This window comes from Pseudomonas sp. TMW22089 (assembly GCF_022496645.1).
Classification (GTDB): domain Bacteria; phylum Pseudomonadota; class Gammaproteobacteria; order Pseudomonadales; family Pseudomonadaceae; genus Aquipseudomonas; species Aquipseudomonas paraversuta.
Genome location: NZ_SCFG01000002.1, coordinates 356,839 through 380,538, shown reverse-complemented (window position 1 = coordinate 380,538; position 23,700 = coordinate 356,839). Strand labels below are relative to the sequence as shown.

The 23,700-nt window shown below is 60.7% G+C and carries 19 protein-coding genes; 14 read left to right on the top strand and 5 right to left on the bottom strand.

The window, feature by feature from the left end; translation table 11 throughout:
• Window positions 1-29 precede the first annotated feature (29 nt).
• From EQV90_RS04060 to EQV90_RS04025, 8 genes are all read left to right on the top strand, one after another.
• Window positions 30-692, top strand: a complete 663-nt coding sequence (locus EQV90_RS04060; protein WP_003444279.1) for a riboflavin synthase — start codon at window positions 30-32, stop codon at window positions 690-692.
• Window positions 693-708: 16 nt separating this feature from the next.
• Window positions 709-1,800: a bifunctional 3,4-dihydroxy-2-butanone-4-phosphate synthase/GTP cyclohydrolase II gene (ribBA, locus tag EQV90_RS04055; RefSeq protein ID WP_003444277.1), complete on the top strand. Its 1,092-nt coding sequence runs from the start codon at window positions 709-711 to the stop codon at window positions 1,798-1,800.
• Window positions 1,801-1,891: 91 nt separating this feature from the next.
• Complete coding sequence (gene ribE / locus EQV90_RS04050) at window positions 1,892-2,368, top strand: 6,7-dimethyl-8-ribityllumazine synthase (RefSeq protein ID WP_003444275.1); 477 nt, start codon at window positions 1,892-1,894, stop codon at window positions 2,366-2,368.
• On the top strand, window positions 2,365-2,865 hold the full coding sequence (nusB, locus tag EQV90_RS04045; protein ID WP_003444273.1) for a transcription antitermination factor NusB: 501 nt from the start codon (window positions 2,365-2,367) through the stop codon (window positions 2,863-2,865). Before ribE ends, nusB begins: the two co-directional genes overlap by 4 nt.
• A 15-nt stretch (window positions 2,866-2,880) precedes the next feature.
• Window positions 2,881-3,843, top strand: a complete 963-nt coding sequence (thiL, locus tag EQV90_RS04040) for a thiamine-phosphate kinase (protein WP_010655456.1) — start codon at window positions 2,881-2,883, stop codon at window positions 3,841-3,843.
• Window positions 3,844-3,982: 139 nt separating this feature from the next.
• Window positions 3,983-4,600 (top strand): GTP cyclohydrolase II, encoded by a 618-nt coding sequence (gene ribA, locus EQV90_RS04035; RefSeq protein ID WP_003444271.1) that lies wholly within the window; start codon window positions 3,983-3,985, stop codon window positions 4,598-4,600.
• The gene (locus EQV90_RS04030; protein WP_003444270.1) at window positions 4,597-5,016 is read left to right on the top strand and encodes a hypothetical protein; all 420 of its coding nucleotides are present in this window, start codon (window positions 4,597-4,599) and stop codon (window positions 5,014-5,016) included. Before ribA ends, EQV90_RS04030 begins: the two co-directional genes overlap by 4 nt.
• Window positions 5,016-5,807: a cobalamin-binding protein gene (locus EQV90_RS04025; protein WP_240877771.1), complete on the top strand. Its 792-nt coding sequence runs from the start codon at window positions 5,016-5,018 to the stop codon at window positions 5,805-5,807. The genes EQV90_RS04030 and EQV90_RS04025 overlap by 1 nt, the downstream gene beginning before the upstream one ends.
• Window positions 5,808-5,860: 53 nt before the next feature.
• Here EQV90_RS04025 and EQV90_RS04020 read toward each other — a convergent pair whose 3' ends face one another.
• The 4 genes from EQV90_RS04020 to EQV90_RS04005 all read right to left on the bottom strand — a co-directional run bounded on the left by EQV90_RS04020 (window position 5,861) and on the right by EQV90_RS04005 (window position 10,991).
• Window positions 5,861-7,744 carry a TonB-dependent receptor gene (locus EQV90_RS04020; RefSeq protein WP_240877770.1) on the bottom strand — a complete coding sequence of 628 codons (1,884 nt, stop codon included), beginning with the start codon at window positions 7,742-7,744 and terminating at the stop codon, window positions 5,861-5,863.
• A gap of 92 nt (window positions 7,745-7,836) precedes the next feature.
• Window positions 7,837-9,735, bottom strand: coding sequence for a 1-deoxy-D-xylulose-5-phosphate synthase (gene dxs / locus EQV90_RS04015; RefSeq protein WP_010655459.1), 1,899 nt, complete (start codon window positions 9,733-9,735; stop codon window positions 7,837-7,839).
• Between the two features lie 129 nt (window positions 9,736-9,864).
• Window positions 9,865-10,752, bottom strand: coding sequence for a (2E,6E)-farnesyl diphosphate synthase (gene ispA, locus EQV90_RS04010; RefSeq protein ID WP_010655460.1), 888 nt, complete (start codon window positions 10,750-10,752; stop codon window positions 9,865-9,867).
• Window positions 10,749-10,991: an exodeoxyribonuclease VII small subunit gene (locus EQV90_RS04005; RefSeq protein WP_003444260.1), complete on the bottom strand. Its 243-nt coding sequence runs from the start codon at window positions 10,989-10,991 to the stop codon at window positions 10,749-10,751. Before EQV90_RS04005 ends, ispA begins: the two co-directional genes overlap by 4 nt.
• A 909-nt stretch (window positions 10,992-11,900) precedes the next feature.
• On the opposite strand from EQV90_RS04005, the gene EQV90_RS04000 reads away from it, so the two are divergent.
• From EQV90_RS04000 to EQV90_RS03975, 6 genes are all read left to right on the top strand, one after another.
• Window positions 11,901-13,055, top strand: a complete 1,155-nt coding sequence (locus EQV90_RS04000) for an efflux RND transporter periplasmic adaptor subunit (protein WP_240877769.1) — start codon at window positions 11,901-11,903, stop codon at window positions 13,053-13,055.
• Entirely contained in the window at window positions 13,052-16,192 is a 3,141-nt protein-coding gene (locus EQV90_RS03995) for a multidrug efflux RND transporter permease subunit (RefSeq protein WP_240877768.1), read from the top strand. The genes EQV90_RS04000 and EQV90_RS03995 overlap by 4 nt, the downstream gene beginning before the upstream one ends.
• Window positions 16,189-17,685 carry a TolC family protein gene (locus tag EQV90_RS03990; RefSeq protein WP_240877767.1) on the top strand — a complete coding sequence of 499 codons (1,497 nt, stop codon included), beginning with the start codon at window positions 16,189-16,191 and terminating at the stop codon, window positions 17,683-17,685. The genes EQV90_RS03995 and EQV90_RS03990 overlap by 4 nt, the downstream gene beginning before the upstream one ends.
• Window positions 17,686-17,745: 60 nt before the next feature.
• Window positions 17,746-20,250, top strand: a complete 2,505-nt coding sequence (locus EQV90_RS03985; protein ID WP_240877766.1) for a heavy metal translocating P-type ATPase — start codon at window positions 17,746-17,748, stop codon at window positions 20,248-20,250.
• A 41-nt stretch (window positions 20,251-20,291) separates the two neighbouring features.
• Window positions 20,292-20,780, top strand: a complete 489-nt coding sequence (gene cueR, locus EQV90_RS03980; protein WP_010655462.1) for a Cu(I)-responsive transcriptional regulator — start codon at window positions 20,292-20,294, stop codon at window positions 20,778-20,780.
• A gap of 63 nt (window positions 20,781-20,843) precedes the next feature.
• Entirely contained in the window at window positions 20,844-21,038 is a 195-nt protein-coding gene (locus tag EQV90_RS03975; protein WP_003444255.1) for a heavy-metal-associated domain-containing protein, read from the top strand.
• A 446-nt stretch (window positions 21,039-21,484) separates the two neighbouring features.
• Here the strand turns inward: EQV90_RS03975 and EQV90_RS03970 are convergent, their stop codons facing one another.
• On the bottom strand, window positions 21,485-23,215 hold the full coding sequence (locus tag EQV90_RS03970) for a DUF6119 family protein (RefSeq protein ID WP_134327383.1): 1,731 nt from the start codon (window positions 23,213-23,215) through the stop codon (window positions 21,485-21,487).
• Window positions 23,216-23,700: the final 485 nt, after the last annotated feature.

Here is a 23,700-nt window from a genome sequence, read left to right as displayed (position 1 = left end):
ACGCAGGTTCTGTTCTCAAGGGGAACGCCATGTTTACCGGCATCATTGAATCCATCGGCAGCATCCGTGCACTGACCCCCAAAGGCGGCGATGTGCGGGTTTATGTAGACACCGGCAAGCTCGACCTGAGCGACGTCAAACTCGGCGACAGTATTGCAATCAATGGCGTGTGCCTGACTGCCGTGGAACTGCCGGGCAACGGCTTTATGGCTGACGTCAGCCGCGAGACCCTCGACTGCACCGCGTTCAACGATTTGAAAAGCGGCAGCCGGGTCAACCTGGAAAAGGCCCTGACCCCGACCACGCGTCTGGGTGGTCACCTGGTGAGCGGGCACGTTGACGGTGTGGGTGAAGTGATCTCGCGGGAAGAGAACGCCCGGGCTATCGAGTTCCGCATCCGCGCTCCCAAAGAGCTGGCCAAGTACATCGCCCATAAAGGCTCGATCACCGTCGACGGCACCAGCCTGACCGTGAACGCGGTCAATGGCGCCGAGTTCTCGCTGACCATTATTCCCCACACCCTGAGCGAAACCATCATGGACGACTATCGTCCGGGTCGCCGGGTGAACCTCGAAGTGGACCTGCTGGCGCGTTACCTTGAGCGTCTGCTGCTGGGCGATAAAGCCGCCGAGCCGACTTCGGGCGGCATCAGTGAAAGTTTTCTGGCCGCCAACGGCTACCTCAAATCCTGAATTAAGGGGGTGCCGCGTGGCGCTCAACAGCATCGAAGAACTGGTTGAAGACATCCGCCAAGGCAAGATGGTCATCCTGATGGATGACGAAGACCGCGAGAACGAAGGCGACCTGATCATGGCTGCCGAGTGCTGCCAGGCCGAGCACATCAACTTCATGGCGCGCTTTGCCCGTGGCTTGATTTGCATGCCCATGAGCCGCGAGCGTTGCGAGCTGCTGCAACTGCCATTGATGGCGCCGCGCAACGGTTCCGGCTTTGGCACTAAGTTCACTGTCTCGATCGAAGCGGCTACCGGTGTGACCACCGGCATCTCGGCAGCGGACCGTGCGCGCACCGTGCAGGCGGCTGCGGCCAGGGACGCGAAAGCAGAAGACATCGTGAGCCCGGGGCATATTTTCCCGTTGATGGCACAGGCGGGCGGTACTCTGGCCCGCGCCGGTCACACCGAAGCTGCCTGCGATCTGGCACGTATGGCCGGGTTCGAGCCAAGCGGTGTTATCTGTGAGGTGATGAACGACGACGGGACCATGGCCCGCCGTCCGGAACTAGAAACCTTCGCTGCCGAACACGGCATCAAGATCGGCACAATTGCCGACCTGATCCACTACCGCATGATCCATGAACGTACCGTTCAGCGGATTGCCGAACAGCCACTGGACAGCGAGCTGGGCCAATTCAACCTGGTGACCTATCGTGATTCAGTCGAAGGCGATGTGCACATGGCACTGACCCTGGGCAAGATCTGCGCTGAAGAGCCGACCCTGGTGCGTGTGCATAACATGGACCCGCTGCGTGATCTGCTGATGGTCAGGCAACCGGGGCGCTGGAGCCTGCGCGCCGCCATGAGCGCGGTGTCAGCGGCCGGCAGTGGTGTAGTGCTGTTGCTGGGCCATCCGCTGGATGGTGACGTATTGCTGGCCCATATTCGCGAAACTGCTGACCAGGTGCCGGTGAAAAAACCGACCACTTACAGCATCGTGGGTGCCGGTTCGCAGATCCTGCGTGACCTCGGCGTGCGCAAAATGCGCTTGATGAGTTCACCAATGAAGTTCAATGCCATATCCGGTTTCGATCTGGAAGTTGTAGAATACGTGCCCTCCGAATAAAGACCGGTCGTGTCCTGTCCGAATTCGTGGCCCAATATCCTTAAAGAACGCACGCGAGTGCGTTCTGGCTCTTTAATACGAGACATACCGAATGACCCTGAAGACCATCGAAGGTACCTTCATCGCCCCCAAAGGTCGCTACGCTCTGGTAGTTGGCCGCTTCAACAGCTTCGTCGTCGAAAGCCTGGTGAGTGGTGCCGTTGATGCCCTGGTTCGCCACGGTGTGAACGAAAGCGACATCACCATCATCCGTGCTCCGGGTGCGTTCGAAATTCCACTGGTTGCGCAAAAGGTTGCCCAGCGCAACGAATTCGCCGCCATCATCGCCCTGGGCGCCGTGATTCGTGGCGGTACTCCGCACTTTGAATACGTTGCCGGCGAATGCACCAAGGGCTTGTCCCAGGTGTCCATGCAGTTCGGCGTACCGGTTGCATTCGGTGTGTTGACGGTCGATTCGATCGAACAGGCCATTGAGCGCTCCGGCACCAAAGCCGGCAACAAAGGCGCTGAAGCTGCCTTGTCCGCCCTTGAAATGGTCAGCCTGTTGGCACAGTTGGAGGCCAAGTGATTTCCGACGAAAGCGATCGTTTTAACCCGCGCGATCCTAAACCTGCGGACGCCGGCAAACCATCCAAGAGCGCCAAGCGCCGTGAAGCGCGTCAACTCGCGACTCAGGCCTTGTATCAATTGCACATGGCCAAGCAGTCCCTGAACGAAATCGAAGCCCAGTTTCGGGTCGATAACGACTTCACCGACGTTGATGCCGCGTACTTCCGTGAAATTTTGCACGGCGTACCTGCAATCAAGGCTGAAATCGATACCGCCCTGGCACCATGCCTGGACATCACCATCGAAGAGCTCGACCCGGTTGAACTGTGCGTTCTGCGCCTGTCCACCTGGGAGCTGATCAAGCGTGTCGACGTGCCTTACCGCGTTGTGATCAACGAAGGCATCGAGCTGGCGAAAGTGTTTGGTTCTACCGACGGCCACAAGTTCGTCAACGGTGTGCTCGACAAACTGGCGCCACGCCTGCGTGAAGCTGAAGTAAAGGCTTACAAGCGCTGATCAGCGCTGTCGGCCATGGGCGAGTTCGAGCTGATCCGTAACTTCTTCGCTGCCGCGCCTTGTGCGCAAGGCGGCGAAGGTGTTGCTCTGGGCATCGGCGACGACTGCGCCCTGCTGGATGTTCCTTTCGGGGAACAACTGGCGATTTCCACCGACACCCTGGTAGCCGGGGTGCACTTCGCAGATCCATGCGACCCTTTCTTGCTCGGTCAGCGTTCGCTGGCAGTGGCGGCCAGCGATCTGGCGGCCATGGGCGCAACTCCCCTCGCGTTTACCCTTGCCCTGACCTTGCCTGCGGTTGAAGCCGACTGGTTGCAAGCGTTCGCCCGCGGTTTGAACCTGATGGCTCAGGGCTGTGGCTTGCGTCTGATTGGTGGCGACACCACGCGCGGGCCGCTATGCCTGACGCTGACTGTTTTTGGCCGCGTACCTCGGGGCCAGGCATTGACCCGCAGTGCAGCCCGGCCCGGCGACCTGCTGTGTGTTGGCGGCGAGCTGGGCAATGCCGCTGGCGCCTTGCCTCTGGTGCTCGGCCAGCGTAGCGCCACACCCGCCATCGCCGAGCCGTTGCTGGCGCACTACTGGTCGCCGCAACCGCAATTGGCGCTGGGCCAGGCACTGCGCGGCAAGGCCAGCTCGGCGCTGGATATCTCCGATGGCCTGCTGGCCGACTGCGGGCATATTGCCCTGGCGTCGAAAGTCGGCTTGCTGATCGAAAACGACCGCGTGCCGGTTTCCCTCGCCTTGCAGGAATTTCTGGGTGACGCCGCTGCGCAGCAAGCGGCGTTGAGTGGGGGTGACGATTACGTGCTGGCGTTCACTTTGCCGGCCGTTGAGTTGCCGACCCTGCTGGCAGATGGCTGGCCGATTCATGTGATTGGCCGAGTGGTCGAAGGGCAGGGCGTCGGTTTGCTGGACGTCGATGGCCGGGACATCACCCCGGGCATACGCGGTTATCAGCATTTTCGCGGTGAATAACTACGTGGCCAGCTGCTGCAAGAGCGATCAAACTTTTAGATCTTTATCTCCGATAATTCAGCCTAAGCGTCTATAGGAACGTCCTGTTACAATGCCGCCTCTGCGAATTTCCAGTACTCAAACTGATCAGGAGCACACGGTGCCCGTCGTTTTCGTTGCCGCTTGCAAGCTTCCCACCCCCTTTGCCGAATTCACCATGCATGGCTTTCTCGAGAAAGCCACGGGTCGTGAACACGTTGTGCTCAGTTTGGGCGACGTGGCGGACGGCGCTCCGGTACTAGGCCGGGTGCACTCTGAATGCCTGACCGGCGATGCCTTGTTCAGCCAGCGCTGTGACTGCGGTTCGCAGCTCGAAGCCGCCATGCAGGCCATCGCCCGCGAAGGCCGTGGCGTGTTGCTGTACTTGCGTCAGGAAGGCCGGGGCATTGGCTTGCTGAACAAGGTTCGTGCTTACGAACTGCAGGATGGCGGCGCCGACACGGTTGAGGCCAATGAGCGTCTGGGATTTGCCGCCGATCAGCGTGACTACGGGATCTGCCTGCCGATGCTGGAGCACATGGGTGTGAAGTCGTTGCGTCTGATGACCAACAACCCGCGCAAGGTCAAAGCCTTGACCGACATGGGCATCAACGTGGCCGAACGGGTGCCTCTGCACACCGGGCATAACCCGCACAACAAGCTGTACCTGGCGACCAAAGCCAACAAGCTCGGGCACATGATGGGCAACCAGCATCAAAGCGAGGCCGACCCGGCGTGACCCGTGGTCAGATCCGTCGCCGCATGAGCTTCAGCTGGTGGCAGCAATTGGTGCTGACCCTGCTACCGCTGGTATTGGCCAATTGGTTGTTCGGCAAGTCCGAGCCCTTGTTGCCCGGGCTGACGATGCCGTTCTTCATTGCCGGTGTTGCGTCGATGTTTGTCACGCTGCGCTTTTTCGGGCCGTACAAACATGGGCTGATCGCATTGCAAAAAGCCCTTGATACGCCCCAGGAACCCGCTGCCTGGGCCGAGCTTGCCCGTGCCCGCTACCGCGCCTTGCTGGCTGCCGGCCTACCGGTGTGGATCGCTGCGCTGGCGGTGTTTGTCGGGCTTGAAGGCGTGCCGTTGCTGCTGCTTTCAGTGTCGACGCTGGTACTGTTTTACCTCTATCGCATCCCGCGCCAGATCGGCTGATGCGCGCCTGGCTGGCGGTTCTGCTGCTGGCCATCGGCACCCCGGCCGGGGCGGCTACACGGGTGATCAGCCTGTCACCCTCCTTGTCAGAGATGGTTGTCGAACTGGGCGCCGCTGATCTGCTGGTGGGTCGCCTGGAGGCGGGTGAGCCTTTGCCGCAGCTGCGCAGCGTGCCTTCCGTGGGCCGTTACGGCCAGCTGGACATGGAGCGCCTGATCAGCCTGCAACCCGATTTACTTTTGCTCTGGCCGGGTAGCGTTGCCGCTGCCCAGCGCGAACAGCTGCGCCATCTCGACATCCCGACTTACACCGCCGAGCCTGCGAGTCTCGAGCAACTGGCCGATCAGGTTGAAGCCCTGGCCGTGGCGCTGAACCGCCCTGAGCGTGGCAGTGAACTGGCCGCGCAACTGCGTCAGCGTCTGGCCGGGCTGCGTGGGCAATATCGGCGCGACATACCGCTGCGGGTGTTTTACCAGGTGTGGGATCAGCCGCTGTACACCGTTGGCGGTACGCAGATCATCAGTGACGCATTGGCGGTGTGCGGGGCGAGCAATGTATTTGCCGACCTCAAACTGCCTGCGCCGCAGGTCAGCGTGGAGTCGGTATTGCAGCGCAATCCGCAAGTGATCATCGCCAGCAGCCAGGCGCAGCTGGATGCCTGGAAAGCCTGGCCGCAGATTGATGCGGTCAAGCACGGACGTTTACTGTTATTGACCGACAAAGGCCTTGAACGCCCAAGTGCGCAGATGCTTGAAGCAACGGCCCGACTTTGCGAGCAACTGGCTGACTGACTCTCACCCTGTAGGAGCTCGCTCCTACAGGGGATACGGGGGATATCGGGTTTTTAGAGCGTCGGGGTCCAGGTCACGGCCAGTTGCACGCTGCGGCTTTCTTCACGGTAGCCGTAGTAACTGCCGTCATAGCTGTAGAGCGCGCGGGTGAAGCTCTTGTCCAGCAAGTTGTCGACTTTTAAATCAAGCCTCACTTCAGCGCTGGCTTGCCAGTTGCCACGCACCCCCAGCAATCCATAGCCGGCAATCGGCTGCGTATTGCCGTCGTCATTAAAGCTGCTGCTCACCGCCTGCCAGCTGGCGCCGACACCTACCCGGTCGAACTGGCGATCCAGATCAAGGTTCAGGGTGCGGCGGGCACGGCGGCTCAACGTATGGCCGGTGTCGCGATCACGGGGGTCGGTAATGGCGACCCCGAGGCTGCTCTGCCAGCCGAACCATTCTTGCTGCAAGGCACTTTCAAAACCGATGATCCGGGCGGCGCCAATGTTCTGCTGAATGAAATCGGCATCGGCCACAATCGCATCACGAATGTCGGTCCGATACAGCGAGGTTTCCAGGCGGCTGCTCTCGCTCAACTGGCTGCGCCACTGCACCTCGTAGCTTTTGGAATGTTCGGGCTTCAGGGCCGGGTTGCCGTACTGCGGGTAGTACAAATCGTTAAACGTCGGCGCCCGGAACCCTTCGCTGTAAGACAGCAGCACATCGTTGTCCGGGTTGAGCGGTACCGTCAGGCTGGCGCTCCAGGTGTTATTGCTGCCGAACTGCTGGTTGTCGTCGTGACGCAGACCCAGTTCGGTAGAGAAATAATCGCCATATAAGCGGTGCTGAATAAATACGGCACGATTCCAGCGGCTGTCCTGGTCAAACAGCGTGCTGCTGCGCACGCGATCTTCATAGGCATCGGCACCGAGTATCAAGCTGTTTTGCCCGTTCAGCGTGAGGTTGTTTTGCCAGTTCAATGAGTCGCGATAGGTGTTGAAGCTGTAGTTGTCTGTACTGAGCTTGTCGCGGGTTTTTTCGCGATTTTCGCTGTGGCCCAGCTCCAGGCGCGAGTTCCAGCGCTCGCTCAGTTGGGCGTCGATAAAACTGCCCACACTGCTGATATCGAAGTCGCTGTAGAGCTGCTGACCACTGACCGTCATGCTGTCCGGGTCCCAGCGGCCAAAGGAATTATCGAGCTCGGTCTTGCCCATGTTCTTCATCGCCGTCAGGCCGACTTCCAGATCATCCCTCAAGAAGTGGCTCAGATTCAGGCTCAGGGACTTGTTGCGATAGGCATCGTGATCGTCGTCGCTGGGGAAGGACTGGTGCGTGCGATTGATCCCGGCCGTCTCTTCCAGGCTGCCGCTGAGGTTGTAGCGGGTCTGGGCATCGCCGCCGGACACGCCCAGGCTGTTGTCGGAGCTGCCATAGCTGCCCACTGAACTGTGCAGCCGCAGCTGAGGGGCCTGGTCTGCGCCGCGGCGAGTGAAAATCTGGATCACCCCGCCAATCGCATCACTGCCGTAGATCACCGACCGTGAGCCGCGCAGCACTTCAACACGCTCGACCTGATCGATATTCAGGTACTGCAGGTTGCTGTCGGCCGAGGTGGCATTGGCCATGCGCTGGCCGTCGACCAGCACCAGGCTTTGTGCCGCTTTGGTGCCGCGGATGTAAATCCCGGGCAAGCCGCCACGGCCACCGCTACGTGCCACCTGCACGCCGGGCACCCGGCCCAGCAGGTCGGTGAGGCTGGTGGGTTGCAAGCGATCGATGTCGGCACGGGTGAACACCGTGTTGGCGCTGCTGCTGTCAGAGCGCGCTTCGACCTGGCGGTTGCCGGTGATCAGTGTTTGCGGGAGTTTGAGTGCGTCTTCCCGTTCGAGCGTGTCGGCGAGCAAAGGGCTGGCGGGGATGATGCCGAGGATTAAAGCCAAACGAAGGTGTTTCATGTGTTCTCAATTAACCCTGTAGGAGCGAGCTTGCTCGCGAGCTCGTTGGAAAGCTCGCGAGCACGCTCGCTCCTGCAGTAAGTCTGATTGGCTCAGAGCCCCAGCAGTTGCATGCGCTGGCGCACCGATGCTTCGATACCTGCCGCATCCAGCCCGCATTCGGCGAGCATCTGGCTCGGTTTGGCATGTTCGACATAGACGTCCGGCAAGCCCAGATGCAATACCGACTTGAGCACGTTTTCACGGGCCAGCAACTCGCTGACTGCCGCACCCGCACCGCCCATGATGGCGTTCTCTTCAATGGTCACCAGCAGTTCATGGCTGTCGGCCATTTCGCGTACCAGTGCTTCATCCATAGGTTTGACGAAGCGCATGTCGACCACGGTGGCGTCGATTTTTTCCGCCACTTGCAGTGCTTCGGCCAATTGCACGCCAAACACCAGCATCGCCACCTTGCTGCCTTTGCGACGTATCACGCCTTTACCGATTTCCAGCGGTTCAAGGGTTTTTTCGATGCTTGCATTCGGCCCGCTGCCCCGCGGGTAGCGTACTGCCGCCGGACCGTTGTACAGGTGGCCGGTGGTCAGCATTTTGCGCAGTTCGTTTTCATCGCTCGGGGTCATGATCACCATACCCGGGATGCACCGCAGGTAAGACAGGTCAAAACTGCCGGCGTGGGTGGGGCCGTCTTCGCCCACCAGGCCCGCGCGGTCGATAGCGAACAGCACGTCCAGATTCTGCACGGCTACGTCATGCACCAACTGGTCGTAACCGCGCTGCAAGAATGTCGAGTAGATCGCTACCACAGGCTTGGCGCCTTCGCAGGCCATGCCCGCGGCAAAGGTCACGGCGTGTTGTTCAGCAATGGCCACGTCGAAATAACGCAACGGGAAACGCTCGCTGAACGCGATCAGGTCCGAGCCTTCTTTCATGGCCGGGGTAATACCGACCAGGCGTTGATCGACAGCAGCCATGTCACACAGCCACTCGCCGAATACCGCAGAGTACTTCGGCCCGCTCGCAGCTTTTGGCGCTGCTTTCGGTGCGTCCAGCGGCTCAAGTTTGGTGATGGCGTGGTAGCCGATCGGGTCAGCCTCGGCCGGGGCAAAGCCTTTGCCCTTTTTGGTTACGATATGCAGGAACTGCGGACCCTTGAGGTCGCGCATGTTGCGCAGCGTGGCGATCAGGGTCGGCAGGTCGTGGCCATCGATAGGGCCAATGTAATTCCAGCCCAGCTCTTCAAACAGGGTGCCGGGTACCAACATGCCTTTGGCATATTCTTCGGTGCGCCGGGCAATTTCCCACGCGCCTGGCAGACGCGACAGCACTTTTTTGCTGCCTTCGCGCATGCTGGCGTAGGTACGGCTGGAGAGGATTTTGGCCAGATAGTTGGACAGGCCGCCGACATTGCGCGAGATCGACATGTCGTTGTCGTTGAGGATGACCAGCATGTTGGCATCGACTTCAGGCGCATGGTTCAGGGCTTCAAAAGCCATGCCGGCGGTCAGCGCGCCGTCACCGATCACGGCGATGGCCTTGCGCTCGCTATTTTGCAGGCGGGCAGCGATGGCCATGCCCAGGGCGGCACTGATTGAGGTGCTGGAGTGGCCGACGCCAAAGGTGTCGTACTCGCTCTCGGCGCGGCGCGGGAAAGCGGCGATCCCGTCTTTCTGGCGCAATGTCGCCATTTGCTCGCGGCGGCCGGTGAGGATTTTGTGCGGATACGCCTGATGACCCACGTCCCATACCAGCCGGTCATCCGGGGTATCGAACACGTAGTGCAACGCAATCGTCAGTTCAATGACGCCCAGGCCGGCACCAAAATGCCCGCCCGTCTGGCCGACGGTATAGAGCAATTCCTGGCGCAATTCGTCGGCCAGGGGTTCCAGCTCGGCTTCAGCCAGTCGGCGCAGGCCCGCAGGCGTGCCCGCTCGGTCGAGCAGGGGCGTAGTCGGGCGCTTGCGGGGGATCTCTTGAAACGTCGTTGGCATCAGGCGAATCGTTATAAATATAGAAGAGGTGGCAGTTTACCTTAAGGAACGTAAGCTGCCCACGCGCGGAGGTAATCGTTAGTCAGACCTTGGCATTAGACACTGCCTGAAAAACCGGATTTTCCAGGTCTAGTGGCGACGTTCGACTATGTATCGAGCCAGTGCGCGCAGCGGATCGGCTGTAGTGTCAAAAGATTGCAGCGCATTGAGTGCCTGGTCACGCAGCTCCAGCGCATAGGCTTTGGCGCCATCCAGACCCATCAGTGCCGGGTAGGTCGGTTTGTCCCGTGCAATATCGGCGCCCTGGCGTTTGCCCAGGGTTGCGGTATCGCTTTCAACGTCGAGAATGTCGTCCTGAACCTGGAATGCCAGGCCAACCGCCCGTGCATAGAGGTTCAGAGCCTGCAGATCATCAGCACTGGCATGGCCGCTGGCCAGGGCGCCCAGCTGTACGCTGGCCTCGATCAGAGCGCCGGTCTTGTGCCGGTGCATGAATTCGAGAGCGGTCTGATCAAGTTTGATTCCGACCGAACCGAGATCGATCGCCTGTCCGCCAACCATGCCCGCCGGGCCGGCAGCGAGGGCCAGAGCTGCGACCATGCGCAAGCGTGTCTCAGCATCCAGAGTATTGAGTCGCGGATCCAGCAGGGCGCTGAATGCAAGGCTTTGCAGGCCGTCGCCGGCCAGAATCGCGCAGGCTTCATCGAACGCTTTATGGGTGGTCGGCTGGCCGCGACGCAAGTCGTCATCGTCCATTGCTGGCAAGTCATCATGCACCAGCGAATAGGCGTGGATCAGCTCCACTGCACAGGCCGCACCATTGGCTTGCTCGGCTGCGGCACCCAAGGCTTCGCAGGCGGCATAGGCCAAAAGCGGGCGGACCCGTTTGCCGCCGTTCATCACGCTGTAGCGCATTGCTTCATAGAGGCGGACCAACTCCGCAGACGGAGCGACAAACAAGCGCTCAAGGGCCGCGTTGACGCGGTCCTGGCTGCTGGTCTGGTAGGCATCAATCATTCTGGCTGTTCCGCTTCAAAGGGCTCTTGGGCCAGTTCACCATCACGCTCAAGCAGAATTTGCACTTTCTGTTCAGCTTGAGCCAGTGCGCCTTGGCAATCACGGGTCAAGCGGATGCCTTGCTCGAAGGCGGTCAACGAATCTTCCAGTGACAGCTCGCCATTTTCCAGACGCTCGACCAGTGATTGCAGGTCAGCGAGGGACTGTTCGAAATCCAGGGCAACTTTTTTGCGGGCCATAGCGGCATTCTCGGTAGGCGTTAAAACCGGCTGACACTAGCAGACGGCGGGTTCCGGGGCAAATCCTCGGCCCCTGCCTGTCCGCCCTGACGGGGACCGGAATGCCCGTGATGGCAACACAATGGCCGATCTGCAAGATCGCGCGGCCTGGGGATCGCGGGCAAGCCCGCTCCTACAGGGATTTGTACTGGCTGGCGGATCTTGTGGGAGCTGGCTTGCCAGCGATGGCATCTCTGCGGTCTGGCGGAACGACCGGGGGGCTAGAGGATCGCGAGCAAGCTCGCTCCTACAGGGGGTTGTGGTGGCTGGCGGTAATCTTGTGGGAGCTGGCTTGCCAGCGATGGCATCACTGCTGTCTGGCGGAACGACCGGGGTGCCAGCGGATCGCGAGCAAGCTCGCTCCTACAGGGGTTTGTGGTGGCTGGCGGATCTTGTGGGAGCTGGCTTGCCAGCGATGGCATCACTGCGGTCTGGAGGAGCGACCGGGGTGCCAGCGGATCGCGAGCAAGCTCGCTCCTACAGGGGGTTGTGGTGGCTGGCGGTAATTTTGTGGGAGCTGGCTTGCCAGCGATGGCATCACCGCTGTCTGGCGGAACGACCGGGGGGCTAGAGGATCGCGAGCAAGCTCGCTCCTACAGGGGGTTGTGGTGGCTGGCGGATCTTGTGGGAGCTGGCTTGCCAGCGATGGCATCTCTGCGATCGGGCAACGTCCGTAAAACCTTAAACCCCGGAGCAGGGGATACACCGGGATGCTTGCTTTGGCGTTTTCAACAGCTCGTAGCCTCGCGTTGCTCGGCTGCGACTACCGAATTCGAAAATCGTAATTCAGAGCCCCAACCCCTTGACCTTCCAAACGTGGCAAGTCGGATAAGTGCATCCAGGCTACCTCCCGTTGCGAAGGGCAAAATGATGAAAGTAGAACGTATAAGGCTGATGACGGCGGCGCTGGGCGCTGCGCTCACACTCGCTGGATGCAAGGAACCGGCACCCGCTGACATTGCTGTCAGCCCTCCCGGTGTGCCCGTGGCCGAGGTGCTCGTCCGGCCGGTGACCCCCCAGGTCGAGTTCACCGGCTCGCTGAGTGCGATCAAGCGGGTCGAACTGCGCCCGCGGGTCGCCGGGTATATTCAGGCGGTGAGCGTGCCCGAAGGCCGCTTCGTGGAGAAGGGCAGCACGCTTTTTCTCATCGACCCACGGCCATTCCAGGCCGCACTGAACGCCGCCCGAGCGCGACTGCGTGAAGCCGAGGCGGCATCGATGCTGGCCCGGGCTGAACATGGACGTGCCGAGCAGCTGTTTACACAGAAGGTCATCGCTCGTGACCGACTCGACACTGCCATTGCTTCATTGAATGCCGGCAACGCCCGGGTCGATGCTGCCAAAGCGGCGCTGGACGCTGCGCAGCTGGACCTGAGTTTCACCCGTGTCACTGCGCCGATCAGCGGCCGTGTGGGCCAAACCCTGATAACCGAGGGCAACTACGTGGCCAGTGGCGTGGCGCCACTGACCACCATCGTTTCGATAGATCCGCTGCATGTTTATTTCGATGTTGATGAGCGCACCTATCTGCACTCCCTCGCCGCCGGCCGGGGCAACGGTTCACAGGCGGCGAAAGTGATGGTGGCGTTGTCCCGGGACCCAACGCATTCGCGACCGGGGCGTGTCAATTTCCTGTCCAACGCCGCCGATCGGGGTACGGGAACGGTGCGTGTCCGCGCTGTTATCGATAACCCCGATGGACAATTGACCCCCGGTCTATTTGCCAGGGTCAGTCTGCAGGTAGGTGCATCGCAAGCCAGGGTGCTGATATCCGATCTGTCGATTGGCACCGATCAGGGGCGGCGTTATGTGCTGGTGGTCGGTAAAGACGACAAGACCCAATATCGGCCCGTAGAGCTTGGCCCCGTGGTCGACGGGTTGCGGGTGATAGAGCAAGGCCTGCAGCCGGGCGAACGGATTGTGGTCAAGGGGCTGGTGGGTCCGGGCATGCAGATCACGCCTCAGTCTGCGGCAATTGACGGTACGCCCCTGGCCGTTGCCAACACCCCGGGAGGCGCGAAATGAGCCTCCCCCGCTTCTTCATTGATCGCCCGATCTTTGCCATCGTGCTCTCGATTCTGATGATGATCGCCGGCCTTGTTGCGTTATTCCAGCTACCCCTCAGCGAGTACCCGGCAGTCACCCCCCCGACTGTGCAAGTAACCGCCTCCTATCCGGGGGCCAACCCCAAAGTGATCGCTGAAACCGTGGCCGCGCCGCTGGAGCAGGCAATCACCGGGGTCGAGGGCATGCTGTACATGTCGTCGCAGTCGGCCACCGATGGCCGAATGGTCCTGACCGTCACTTTTGCCCAGGGCACGAATGCCGACATGGCTCAGGTCCAGGTGCAAAACCGGGTCTCGCGGGCATTGCCGCGCTTGCCTGAAGAGGTGCAACGCCAGGGCGTCATCACTCAGAAGACTTCGCCGGACATCTTGATGGTGGTTCACCTGCTGTCGCCCGACAAGCGCTATGACCCGCTGTACATTTCCAATTACGCCTACCTCCAGGTACGCGACGAACTGTCCCGGATCCCGGGGATCAGCGATGTGCTGGTGTGGGGGGCCGGCGAATACAGCATGCGGCTGTGGCTCGACCCGGACCTGATCGCGGCACGCGGGCTCACGGCCGGCGACGTGATCGATGCGGTGCGCGAGCAAAACGTACAGGTGGCTGCAGGCTCGGTCGGCCAAGCGCCCGATTCCAGCGCTGCGTTCCAGGTGACAGTGAACACCCTGGGGCGCCTGACCGACGAGCAGCAGTTTGGCGAGATCATCATTGGCACCGGCGCTGACGGTCAGGTCACCCGCCTGCGGGATGTTGCCCGCATCGAGATGGGCGCCGATGCCTATGCATTGCGCAGCCTGCTTGATGGCGAACCGGCCGTTGCATTGCAAATCATCCAGAGCCCGGGCGCCAACGCACTCGACGTTTCACAGGCGGTGCGGGCCACCATGCAGCGCCTTGAAGGAAACTTCCCCGAGGGCCTGGTTTCTCGTATTGCCTATGACCCGACGGTGTTTGTACGGGCTTCGCTCGAGTCAGTGGCCATTACCCTGCTGGAAGCGATCTTGCTGGTGGTCATCGTGGTGGTGGTGTTTCTGCGCAACTGGCGGGCCTCGCTGATCCCGCTGATGGCCGTCCCGGTGTCGCTGATCGGTACCTTCGCAGTCATGCATTTGATGGGATTTTCCCTCAACACCTTGTCGCTCTTTGGTCTGGTGCTGTCCATCGGGATCGTGGTCGACGATGCGATCGTGGTGGTCGAAAACGTCGAACGGCACATCGAAAATGGCGAACCGCCGGTTCAGGCAGCACGGCTCGCCATGGCTGAGGTAACCGGGCCCATCATTGCCATCACCTCGGTGCTGGCGGCGGTGTTCATCCCCACTGCCTTCCTGAGCGGCCTGCAGGGCGAGTTCTATCGCCAGTTTGCGCTCACCATTGCCATCTCGACGATCCTCTCGGCGGTCAACTCGCTGACCCTCAGCCCGGCGCTCGCCGCACTCCTGTTACGGCCACGGGAGGCGCCAGGCGAGCGTGATCCGCGGAGCTTGCGGGGGCGGGGCTATCGCTTGTTCCAGGTGCTTGCCCGGCCGTTCGGGCGGGTGCCACAGGCTTATGCCAATACGGTACGCAAGGTAGTGCGTGGCAGCAGCGTAGCGCTGGTGATTTATGGCGGCCTGGTGCTGCTCACTTACTTCGGGTTCCAGGGCGTGCCGCCGGGTTTCGTGCCCATGCAGGACAAATACTATCTGGTGGGCATCGCCCAGCTGCCCAATGGCGCATCGCTGGACCGCACCGAGGCGGTGGTCAAACAGATGTCGAAAATCGCTCTGGATGAGCCCGGGGTTGAAAGCGTCGTTGCGTTCCCGGGCCTTTCCATTAACGGCTTCGTCAACGTGCCCAACGCGGCAGTGATGTTCGTCATGCTCGACCCGTTCCAGGACCGTACCACCTCCGATCTCGCCGCGACGGAGATTGCCGGGCGCCTGCAGGCAAAATTTGCCGGTATCCCCGATGGTTTTCTCGGCGTATTCCCGCCACCGCCGGTGCCCGGTCTTGGCGCTACCGGCGGCTTCAAGTTGCAGGTTGAAGACCGTGGCGGGGCCGGACTTGAGACCTTGGTGGAGCAGACCCGGATGTTGATGCTCAAGGCTATCGAGTCAGGCCAGGTGGCCGGGCTGATGACCAGTGTCGACATCAATGCGCCGCAGCTTGACGTGGCTATTGATCGAACCCGGGCCAAAAGCCAGGGCGTGCCTCTGACAGATGTGTTCGAGTCGCTGCAGGTCTATCTCGGTTCGTTCTATATCAACGACTTCAACCGCTTCGGCCGCACCTACAAAGTCACTGCCCAGGCCGCTGCCGACCACCGCATGCAGGCCGAAGCCATAAGCCGCCTGCAAGTGCGCAATGCCGCCGGCGACATGCTGCCCTTGTCGGCATTGGTCACGATTACCCCGGGCTCCGGGCCGGATCGCGTCACTCACTACAACGGCTACCCCTCGACCGACATCACGGGCGGGGCAATACCGGGTGTCAGTTCGGGGCAGGCGGTTGCACTCATGGAAAAACTGGCGAGGGAGGAGTTGCCTGAAGGTATGAGCATCGAATGGACTGATCTGACCTTCCAGCAAAAACTGGCCGGTGATTCGGCGCTGTTTATTTTTCCGCTGTGTGTGCTGCTCGCCTACCTGATCCTCGCCGCGCAATACAACAGCTGGTTGTTGCCACTGGCGGTTCTGCTGATTGTGCCGATGTGTCTGCTGAGTGCGATCGCCGGCGTGTGGCTGGTGGGCGGAGACAACAACGTCTTCGTCCAGATCGGGCTGGTGGTGCTGGTGGGGCTGGCGGCCAAGAACGCGATCCTCATCGTCGAATTTGCCCGCAGCCGCGAAGCCCGGGGCGCAAGTGCGCTGGAGGCCGTCATAGAGGCCTGTCGGCTGCGGCTGCGGCCAATCATCATGACTTCTCTGGCCTTTGTTGCCGGGGTGGTACCGCTGGTATTTGCCAGCGGTGCCGGTGCCGAGATGCGTCAGGCCATGGGGGTAGCGGTGTTCGCCGGCATGCTCGGTGTGACCCTGTTCGGATTGTTCCTGACACCGGTTTTTTATGTGCTGATGCGCCGTCTGGCTATCCGCCTGGAGCGTCGATCATGAGAAGCCTGTATCAACGCGCTGGATTGGCCTTGAGTGTGCTTGTGCTGCTGGCCGGTTGTGCGGCGGTGGGCCCGGATTATTCACCGCCGGTACTGACTTCGGCGCAGTTTCCCGAACGCTTTGGTGAGCCCCTCCCGGGGCTGAGTTCGGGGGCTGTCGAGGTGCAGTGGTGGCGCGCCTTCGATGAACCCGGATTGACCACTTTGATTGCGCAAGCGCTGGCGGCAAACCATGACATCGCCATTGCTGGCGCACGCTTGCAAGAGGCCAGAGCCATGCTGCGCGAGAGCCGTCAGGGCTTCCTGCCGAGGGGGGCTGCGGGGCTGGGCTATGAGAGCTTCAGGCGTAGTGAAGTCCAGACGCCGGCAGGTCAGGCGCGTCATATCGAAACCTGGAGTGGCGCAGTCGACGCGTCCTGGGAAATCGATCTGTCCGGTGGCATACGGCGCTCGGTGGAGGTGGCCCGGGCACAAGCGGGATCACGGGAGGCGTTATTGCGCGGGGTGCAGGCGAGTGTTGCCAGCTCAGTGGCCGCTACCTGGTTCGAGCTGCGCGCAATCGAGGCCGAACAGGCTGTGGTCGACGATATCAGTCAAAGTCAGCGCGCCAGCCTGCAACTGGTCGAGCGCCAGGTAGGCATCGGCTCTGCCACCGAGTTCGACCGGCTTCGCGCTGTAGCCCTGCTGCGCAGTGTCGAAGTGGATGCTCCCGAGCTTGAACGTCGGCGTTCGGCAGCCGTGAATGCACTGGCGATGCTGCTTGGTAAAACGCCCCAAACGTTCAGGCTGCCCGTCGGCCCCGCCGGGGCTGATGTCCTGGCCGTAAGAACGATTGCGGTGGGCGATCCCGCTGCATTGCTGATGCGTCGCTCCGACATTGCCGCGGCTGAACGTAACCTCGCGGCAGCGACCGCGCAAATCGGGGTGGAAACGGCCGGCCTGTACCCCAGGGTTCAAGTACAGGGTTCGCTCGGCCTGGTGGCCGGGAGTCTCGATGCGATGGGTGGCAGTGGAGCCATGTCCAGCTTCATCGCGCCGGTCATTAGCTGGTCATTGCTCGACATCGGCCGTGTGCGCGCCCGGATTGCCGCGGGCGAAGCGCGTACCCGGGAAGCCCTGCTGGTTTACGAGCAGACCGTGCTGCGCGCCCTGCAGGAAACCGATGACGCTTTCAAAGCCAATGGCGCCGCTGGCCGTTCCCTTGGCCTGCGTCTGCTGGAGTCAGCGGCCAACCGTGAGGCGGCAGTGATAGCCCGGGCCCGTTTTGCGGCCGGTGAAGGGATCTATCTGGATGTGCTTGAAGCTGAGCGCTCCGACTTTGCCAGCCGCCGGGCGCTGGTGCTTGCGAGAACCCGCCAGCGGCTTGCCGTGGTTAGTATCTACAAGGCGCTGGGCGGAGGCTGGGAAGTGTGCGCTCCGGCAGATCGGGGCTACAGTTGCGCGGCTGCAATGGAGAGTGTGAAGGGGGCCAGACAAATGCCGCCGAGGTCTTGACCTTACCATGCTGGGAAGCTTCAAGATCGGCTCAATCGTGACATTCAAGGAGAGTTTCCAATGGCTAGCGTTTCGCTTCAACCAGAGTCCAAAGCATCCGCGCGCCTGAGTCTGCCGGTTGAAGGCATGACGTGCGCCTCGTGCGTCGGTCGGGTCGAACGTGCGCTCAAGGCGGTCCCGGGTGTGCAGTCGGCCGTGGTCAACCTGGCCACCGAGCGCGCCGATGTCAGCTTCAGTGGCGTGGCCGATCCGCAGGCGGTAGTAGATGCCATCGAGCGCGTGGGCTACTCGGTGCGTGAAGAAACCACCGAGCTGTCGATTGCAGGCATGACCTGTGCCTCGTGTGTGGGCCGGGTCGAGAAGGCGCTGGCGAAGGTGCCCGGCGTGCGGCAGGCCAGCGTCAACCTGGCCACCGAGCGCGCCCGGGTCACTCACCTCGCCGGTGCCGTTTCTGCTGCCGACCTTGAGGCCGCAGTGGAGCGGGCGGGGTATACGGCGCGACGCTTGTCTGCCGACCTCCCGGATGCGGGCGAGCAGGACGACCAGCGGCGCGAGGGCGAGGCCCGGGGGCTGCAGCGGTCCTTGCTGGTTGCCGCCATCCTCAGCTTGCCGGTGTTCATTCTGGAGATGGGCTCGCACCTGATTCCCGCCATGCATCATTGGGTGATGACGGTCATCGGTCAGCAGACCAACTGGTACATCCAGTTCGTGCTGGCCACGCTGGTGCTGTTCGGGCCGGGGCTGCGTTTTTTCCGCAAGGGCGTTCCGGCCCTGCTGCGCGGTGCTCCGGACATGAACTCGCTGGTGGCAGTCGGGACCTCGGCGGCATACGGTTATTCGCTGGTCGCGACCTTTGCCCCTCAAGTGCTGCCCCAGGGCACCGCCAATGTGTATTTCGAAGCGGCCGCGGTCATCGTCACTCTTATTTTGCTTGGCCGCTCGCTGGAGGCCCGGGCCAAGGGCCGAACCTCACAGGCGATCAAACGTCTGGTCGGGCTGCAGGCCAAAACCGCGCGGGTAGAGCGCAACGGTGAAACCCTTGAACTGCCCCTCGAGCAGGTGACAACCGGGGACGTGGTGCTGGTACGTCCGGGGGAGAAAATTCCCCTCGATGGCGAGATTGTCGAAGGCGCCTCCTATGTCGACGAGAGCATGATCAGCGGCGAGCCGGTGCCGGTGCATAAAACTGCGGGTGCTCAAGTGATTGGCGGCACGATCAACAAGACCGGCGCTTTCAGTTTTCGCGTGACCCGGATCGGGGCCAACACGGTGCTGGCGCAGATCATCCGTCTGGTCGAGCAGGCCCAGGGTTCCAAGCTGCCGATCCAGGCGCTGGTGGACAAGGTCACCATGTGGTTCGTCCCGGCCGTGATGGCAGCGGCCACCCTGACCTTTGTGGTCTGGCTGATCTTCGGGCCGACCCCGGCGCTGACCTTTGCCCTGGTCAATGCGGTGGCGGTACTCATCATCGCCTGCCCGTGCGCCATGGGGCTGGCTACGCCGACCTCGATCATGGTCGGTACCGGGCGCGCGGCGGAACTGGGGGTGCTGTTTCGTAAAGGCGAAGCCTTGCAGGCGCTGCGGGATGTGAGTGTGATCGCCCTCGACAAGACCGGCACCCTGACCAAGGGCCGCCCGGAACTGACCGATCTGGTGCCTGCCGAAGGCTTTGATTACGACGAAGTGCTGGGGCTGGTGGCGGCGGTCGAAACCCGCTCCGAACACCCGATCGGCGAAGCCATCGTCAGCGCGGCGAAACAACGTGGTCTGGTGATGGGTGCCATCGACAGCTTCGAGGCAACCCCGGGTTTCGGGGTGACGGCCAAGGTGTCGGGGCGGACCGTGTCGGTCGGCGCAGACCGTTTCATGACGCTATTGGGGCTGGATGTGTCGAGCTTTGTCGCGACCGCCCAACGTCTGGGGGAACAGGGCAAGAGCCCGCTTTATGCCGCCATCGACGGTCGTCTGGCGGCGGTGATTGCGGTGGCCGACCCCATCAGGGAGACCACTTTGGAGGCGATCAAGGCGCTGCACGCCCTGGGCCTCAAGGTGGCGATGATCACCGGTGACAATGCGGCCACGGCCAATGCCATCGCCCGGCAATTGGGGATTGATGAGGTGGCGGCCGAGGTCCTGCCCGACGGCAAGGTCGCAGCACTGAAGAAATTCCGGGTCAATGGTGCACGGGTGGCCTTCGTCGGCGACGGCATCAACGACGCCCCGGCGCTGGCCGAAGCTGACGTGGGGCTGGCCATCGGCACCGGTACCGATGTGGCCATCGAGGCGGCAGACGTGGTGCTGATGTCAGGCGACCTGCGTGGCGTGCCGAATGCCATCGCCCTGAGTCAGGCGACGATCCGCAACATCAAGCAGAACCTGTTCTGGGCCTTCGCTTACAACGCAGTGCTGATCCCGGTCGCGGCGGGAGCGCTATACCCGGTGAACGGCACATTGCTGTCGCCGATCTTTGCGGCGGCTGCGATGGCGCTTTCCAGCATCTTTGTGCTGGTCAACGCGCTCCGGCTCAAGGGCTTCAAGGCGCCGATGGCGGTGAGTGGCGTGTAAACGGGGGCAGTTTTTCGCGGGCAGGAGCCAGGGAGAGGAACATGATGAATATCGGTCAGGCGGCCAGTTTTTCCGGGGTTTCGGCGAAGATGATCCGCTACTACGAACAGACTGGCTTGATCCCCAAAGCCCTTCGAACCGAGGCCGGCTACCGGCTTTACAGCCCCCAGGACGCCAATGCCCTGGGCTTTATCCGGCGCGCCCGCGACCTGGGGTTCTCTGTTGAACAGATCTCGGAGTTACTGGAGTTGTGGCGCGACCGTGATCGTGTCAGCGCTGTGGTCAAGGCCATGGCGCTGACCCATGTTGCGGGTCTGAAAGCGAAAATCGCCGAACTGCAGGCGATGGCGCAAACCCTCGAAAGTCTTGCCAGTCACTGTCGCGGCAATGACCGCCCGGACTGCCCGATCATAGCCGGGCTGGCCGAGCTCAATGCTTTGGCTGCAGCGCCGCAAGCCCCGCGCCGGACACCGCGGTTCGGGCTCGACACACCGGCCTCAGCCCACCAGCGGCAGTTTGCTGAAAAGTGATTGACCTTGTCACGCTGGCAAACTTCAACGTAGCGGTTCACCTTAAATAATCAGGAGATCCCCATGCATCGTTTTCATATCCCCAACATGACCTGCGGCGGCTGCGCCCGATCCGTCACCAAAGCGCTACTGGCCGTCGACCCGCAAGCGCGAATCGAAACCGACCCGGCGGCCCGTGAAGCCAGAGTCGAAAGCCAGCTGGACGAGGGCCTGTTCCACGCAGCGCTCAGCGAAGCCGGATACCCGGACAAACACTGATCAGCAGCACCGGCGAGTTTGCAGGATTGATGTTGGCTGTCGACAACCATGTGGGAGCTGGCTTGCCAGCGATGGCGGCCTGCCTGAAGGGCTGTGGCGCCGGTGCTCGCAAGCAAGCTCGCCCCTGCAGGGCTGGCAGGCTGCGGCTTTGTGGCAGGCATTAAAAAACCGGCTTGTGGTTAGCTTTTAATCGATCTATGTTTTTGAAAAACAATGATTTAGGTGTTTTGGACAGCGCTCTGATCCCCCATTTGTTCCCCCACTTTTTTGTGGTTTTTGCACGGCATTTGAACGGCTTTTTTTGTCGCAAAACCCGTAGCGTCCTCGTTGGGAGTTTGTGCTTGGCTACGTTTATCAATTATGGGCGCAGGTTGATTATCTGTGCACCAGCATTTGGCTGGCAGATCATCATCCGTTTAGTTGAAGGCAAGGCCGAATTGAAGGGGTTAAGGTGCAACAGAGACCTTATTGGAGCTGGAGGTCGGCTTTTTGGCCTTGATCGTAGGCCGTTTTGACTTGGCCTTTTTCACCGGAGGCTTGGGCGTCAATTTCTCGATGATTTCCTTACGGACGTTCATTCCAGTGCGTCTAAGCCTATCGCAGGCGGCCATCAAACTGACCTTACTGAAAAACGGAATGCCGATAGTACCGTCAACATACCTGTGACGCATGATCCCATAAACAACGGTGTACTCGCCCCGATCCACCTCTCGCTTGCGCCCGTCCGGCAGGGTTCCGACGAAGGCCGATCCGCCTTTCGTCGCCGCGACCGTATCCTTTAGCTTTCGGCGAAACTCGCTGTCGGCAACAAAAGCCTCGGCGCTGACGACACCCTGCATCCACAAGTGACTGATTGGCCCAGATGACTCCCCATCCTTAAGATGAATGAAGTGTTTATCGTTTGAATAGAAGTCGCAGGGCTCCAGATTGGCGGCGACAACGCCTTCCGGATTGATTTTTGTACGATCAAGCTTGATCAGATCCGACCGATTTTTTAACAGATCTTCGATTAGCTCTTCTTCGTTCAGGCAGTGGGTCGGCCCGATGACTACGAAGTCCTCAATACTGTCAAAGTGCTCATCGACCCTGTCCTTGAATTTTTTCGAAATTTTGTACCATTTGCCTGCGAACAATACGTAGTTTGTAGGCGTTGGTGTTGGCAGGGTCGCCTCCCAATTGAGGCAATCATAAACCTTCCATCCGGGCTCAATAACTCCGGTCTTCAGGTTTTCAGTGCGGATTTTGTGAGAAGTTTTTATCTCTTGAATCGTGTGTGTGCAACCCAGTCGATTAAGCTCGGCGGCGTAATCCTCGATCGAAAGCTTAGTGAATTCAGGCTTGCGACTGTTGAAGCCTGAATATTGGAGGGCGGCCCCCTCAACGTAGTTTTGGATCTCCGGAGGGGACATATGCAGCAGGCTGTTTGAGCCGCTCCGGATGGTTTGAATTTCCTGGAAGAGAAGTCTGTCCAAGCGTCTAAGGCGAGATGGGTTAGTCTCAACTTTGACGTTGTCAAACCAAGCATAGTCTTTCTTATATGCCTTCGATTTGAAGGCATTCAGGATCTCGACGCACTTGCTGTGGAACTGCGACGGCGTGAGGGGAGTGTCCAGGCTGAGGGCATCTTTTCCTGCAACGAATTTGGCGAAAGCGTCGTCTTCGGGTTTGCCTCCTGCAACCCTTGCGAGATCTCGCAGGGTGTCTACCCCGAATTGGCTAAAGTCGGAAAGCTTACTGGCTTGAACCCGCCGCTGAAACGTGACCGCATCCGGAGTCGCGAGGTCGAGACTCAGAAGACTCCCTCGTCTTACAGTATTTAAGGCAACCTTCAGCCCGAATTGATGCACGAAAGCATCCTCGTTCAGCGCGATGTGTGCATATCCAAAGCACAGCGCCATCCACCTCTGCTTAACGCTCAAGAACAAAATCGCCGCTGAACCACTCGAATGCAGCGCGTCGAAAGGATCGCTGACAAAGCCCTGCAGGAGGCTCAGCCACTCAGGTACAGTGTCGTAGACTTGGCCATAGTAGACGATGCCTTCACCGTCGCCATCCCAGTCCTGATCTTTCAGCGCTCGCGCGCCACCTGGCCCATAGGTGGCGCTGATTGCATCTGCCGGTGTTTTTGTAGGCTTGAGTAGCCTGACGGTGATCGAGTTAACAGCGTTCCGTGCCATCTTGGATCTCTACTGAAGCGTCAATGCCAATATCTTGCGGTGGATCAGATTCTGATGGCCGTGATGGCGAATTGCAATGCAGTTTCATGTGTGTCACGTGATCACTGAGTCCGACAAATCTTGATTTCCCATCGGTAGATGCCCACGTCGCAAAGCCGTGGCGCATTGAGTGTTGGCATCCCTTTGTCGATGACGTGCGCCTTCAAAGGGCTCAATCTGTAAGCGTCTGTCCAACATATTTGCGTGGTTAAACAGGCGCCACCTCTGGGGGAGCTGAACGATCAGTTTTTTAGAGGGTAGAAGACGACCTAAGACCAAGCTTTCTAATAAGTGTAGGGGGATTTACTGACCAATCGTCGAGGAAATGGGGATTTGTTCGGCGTCAAGGCACTTTGCCTTTACCTTGCTCCGAGTGCTGGATATTGTGACATCCATCAATCTCCAGGCAGACCGCTGTTTCCCAAGGATGGCATCTCGAGCGCACC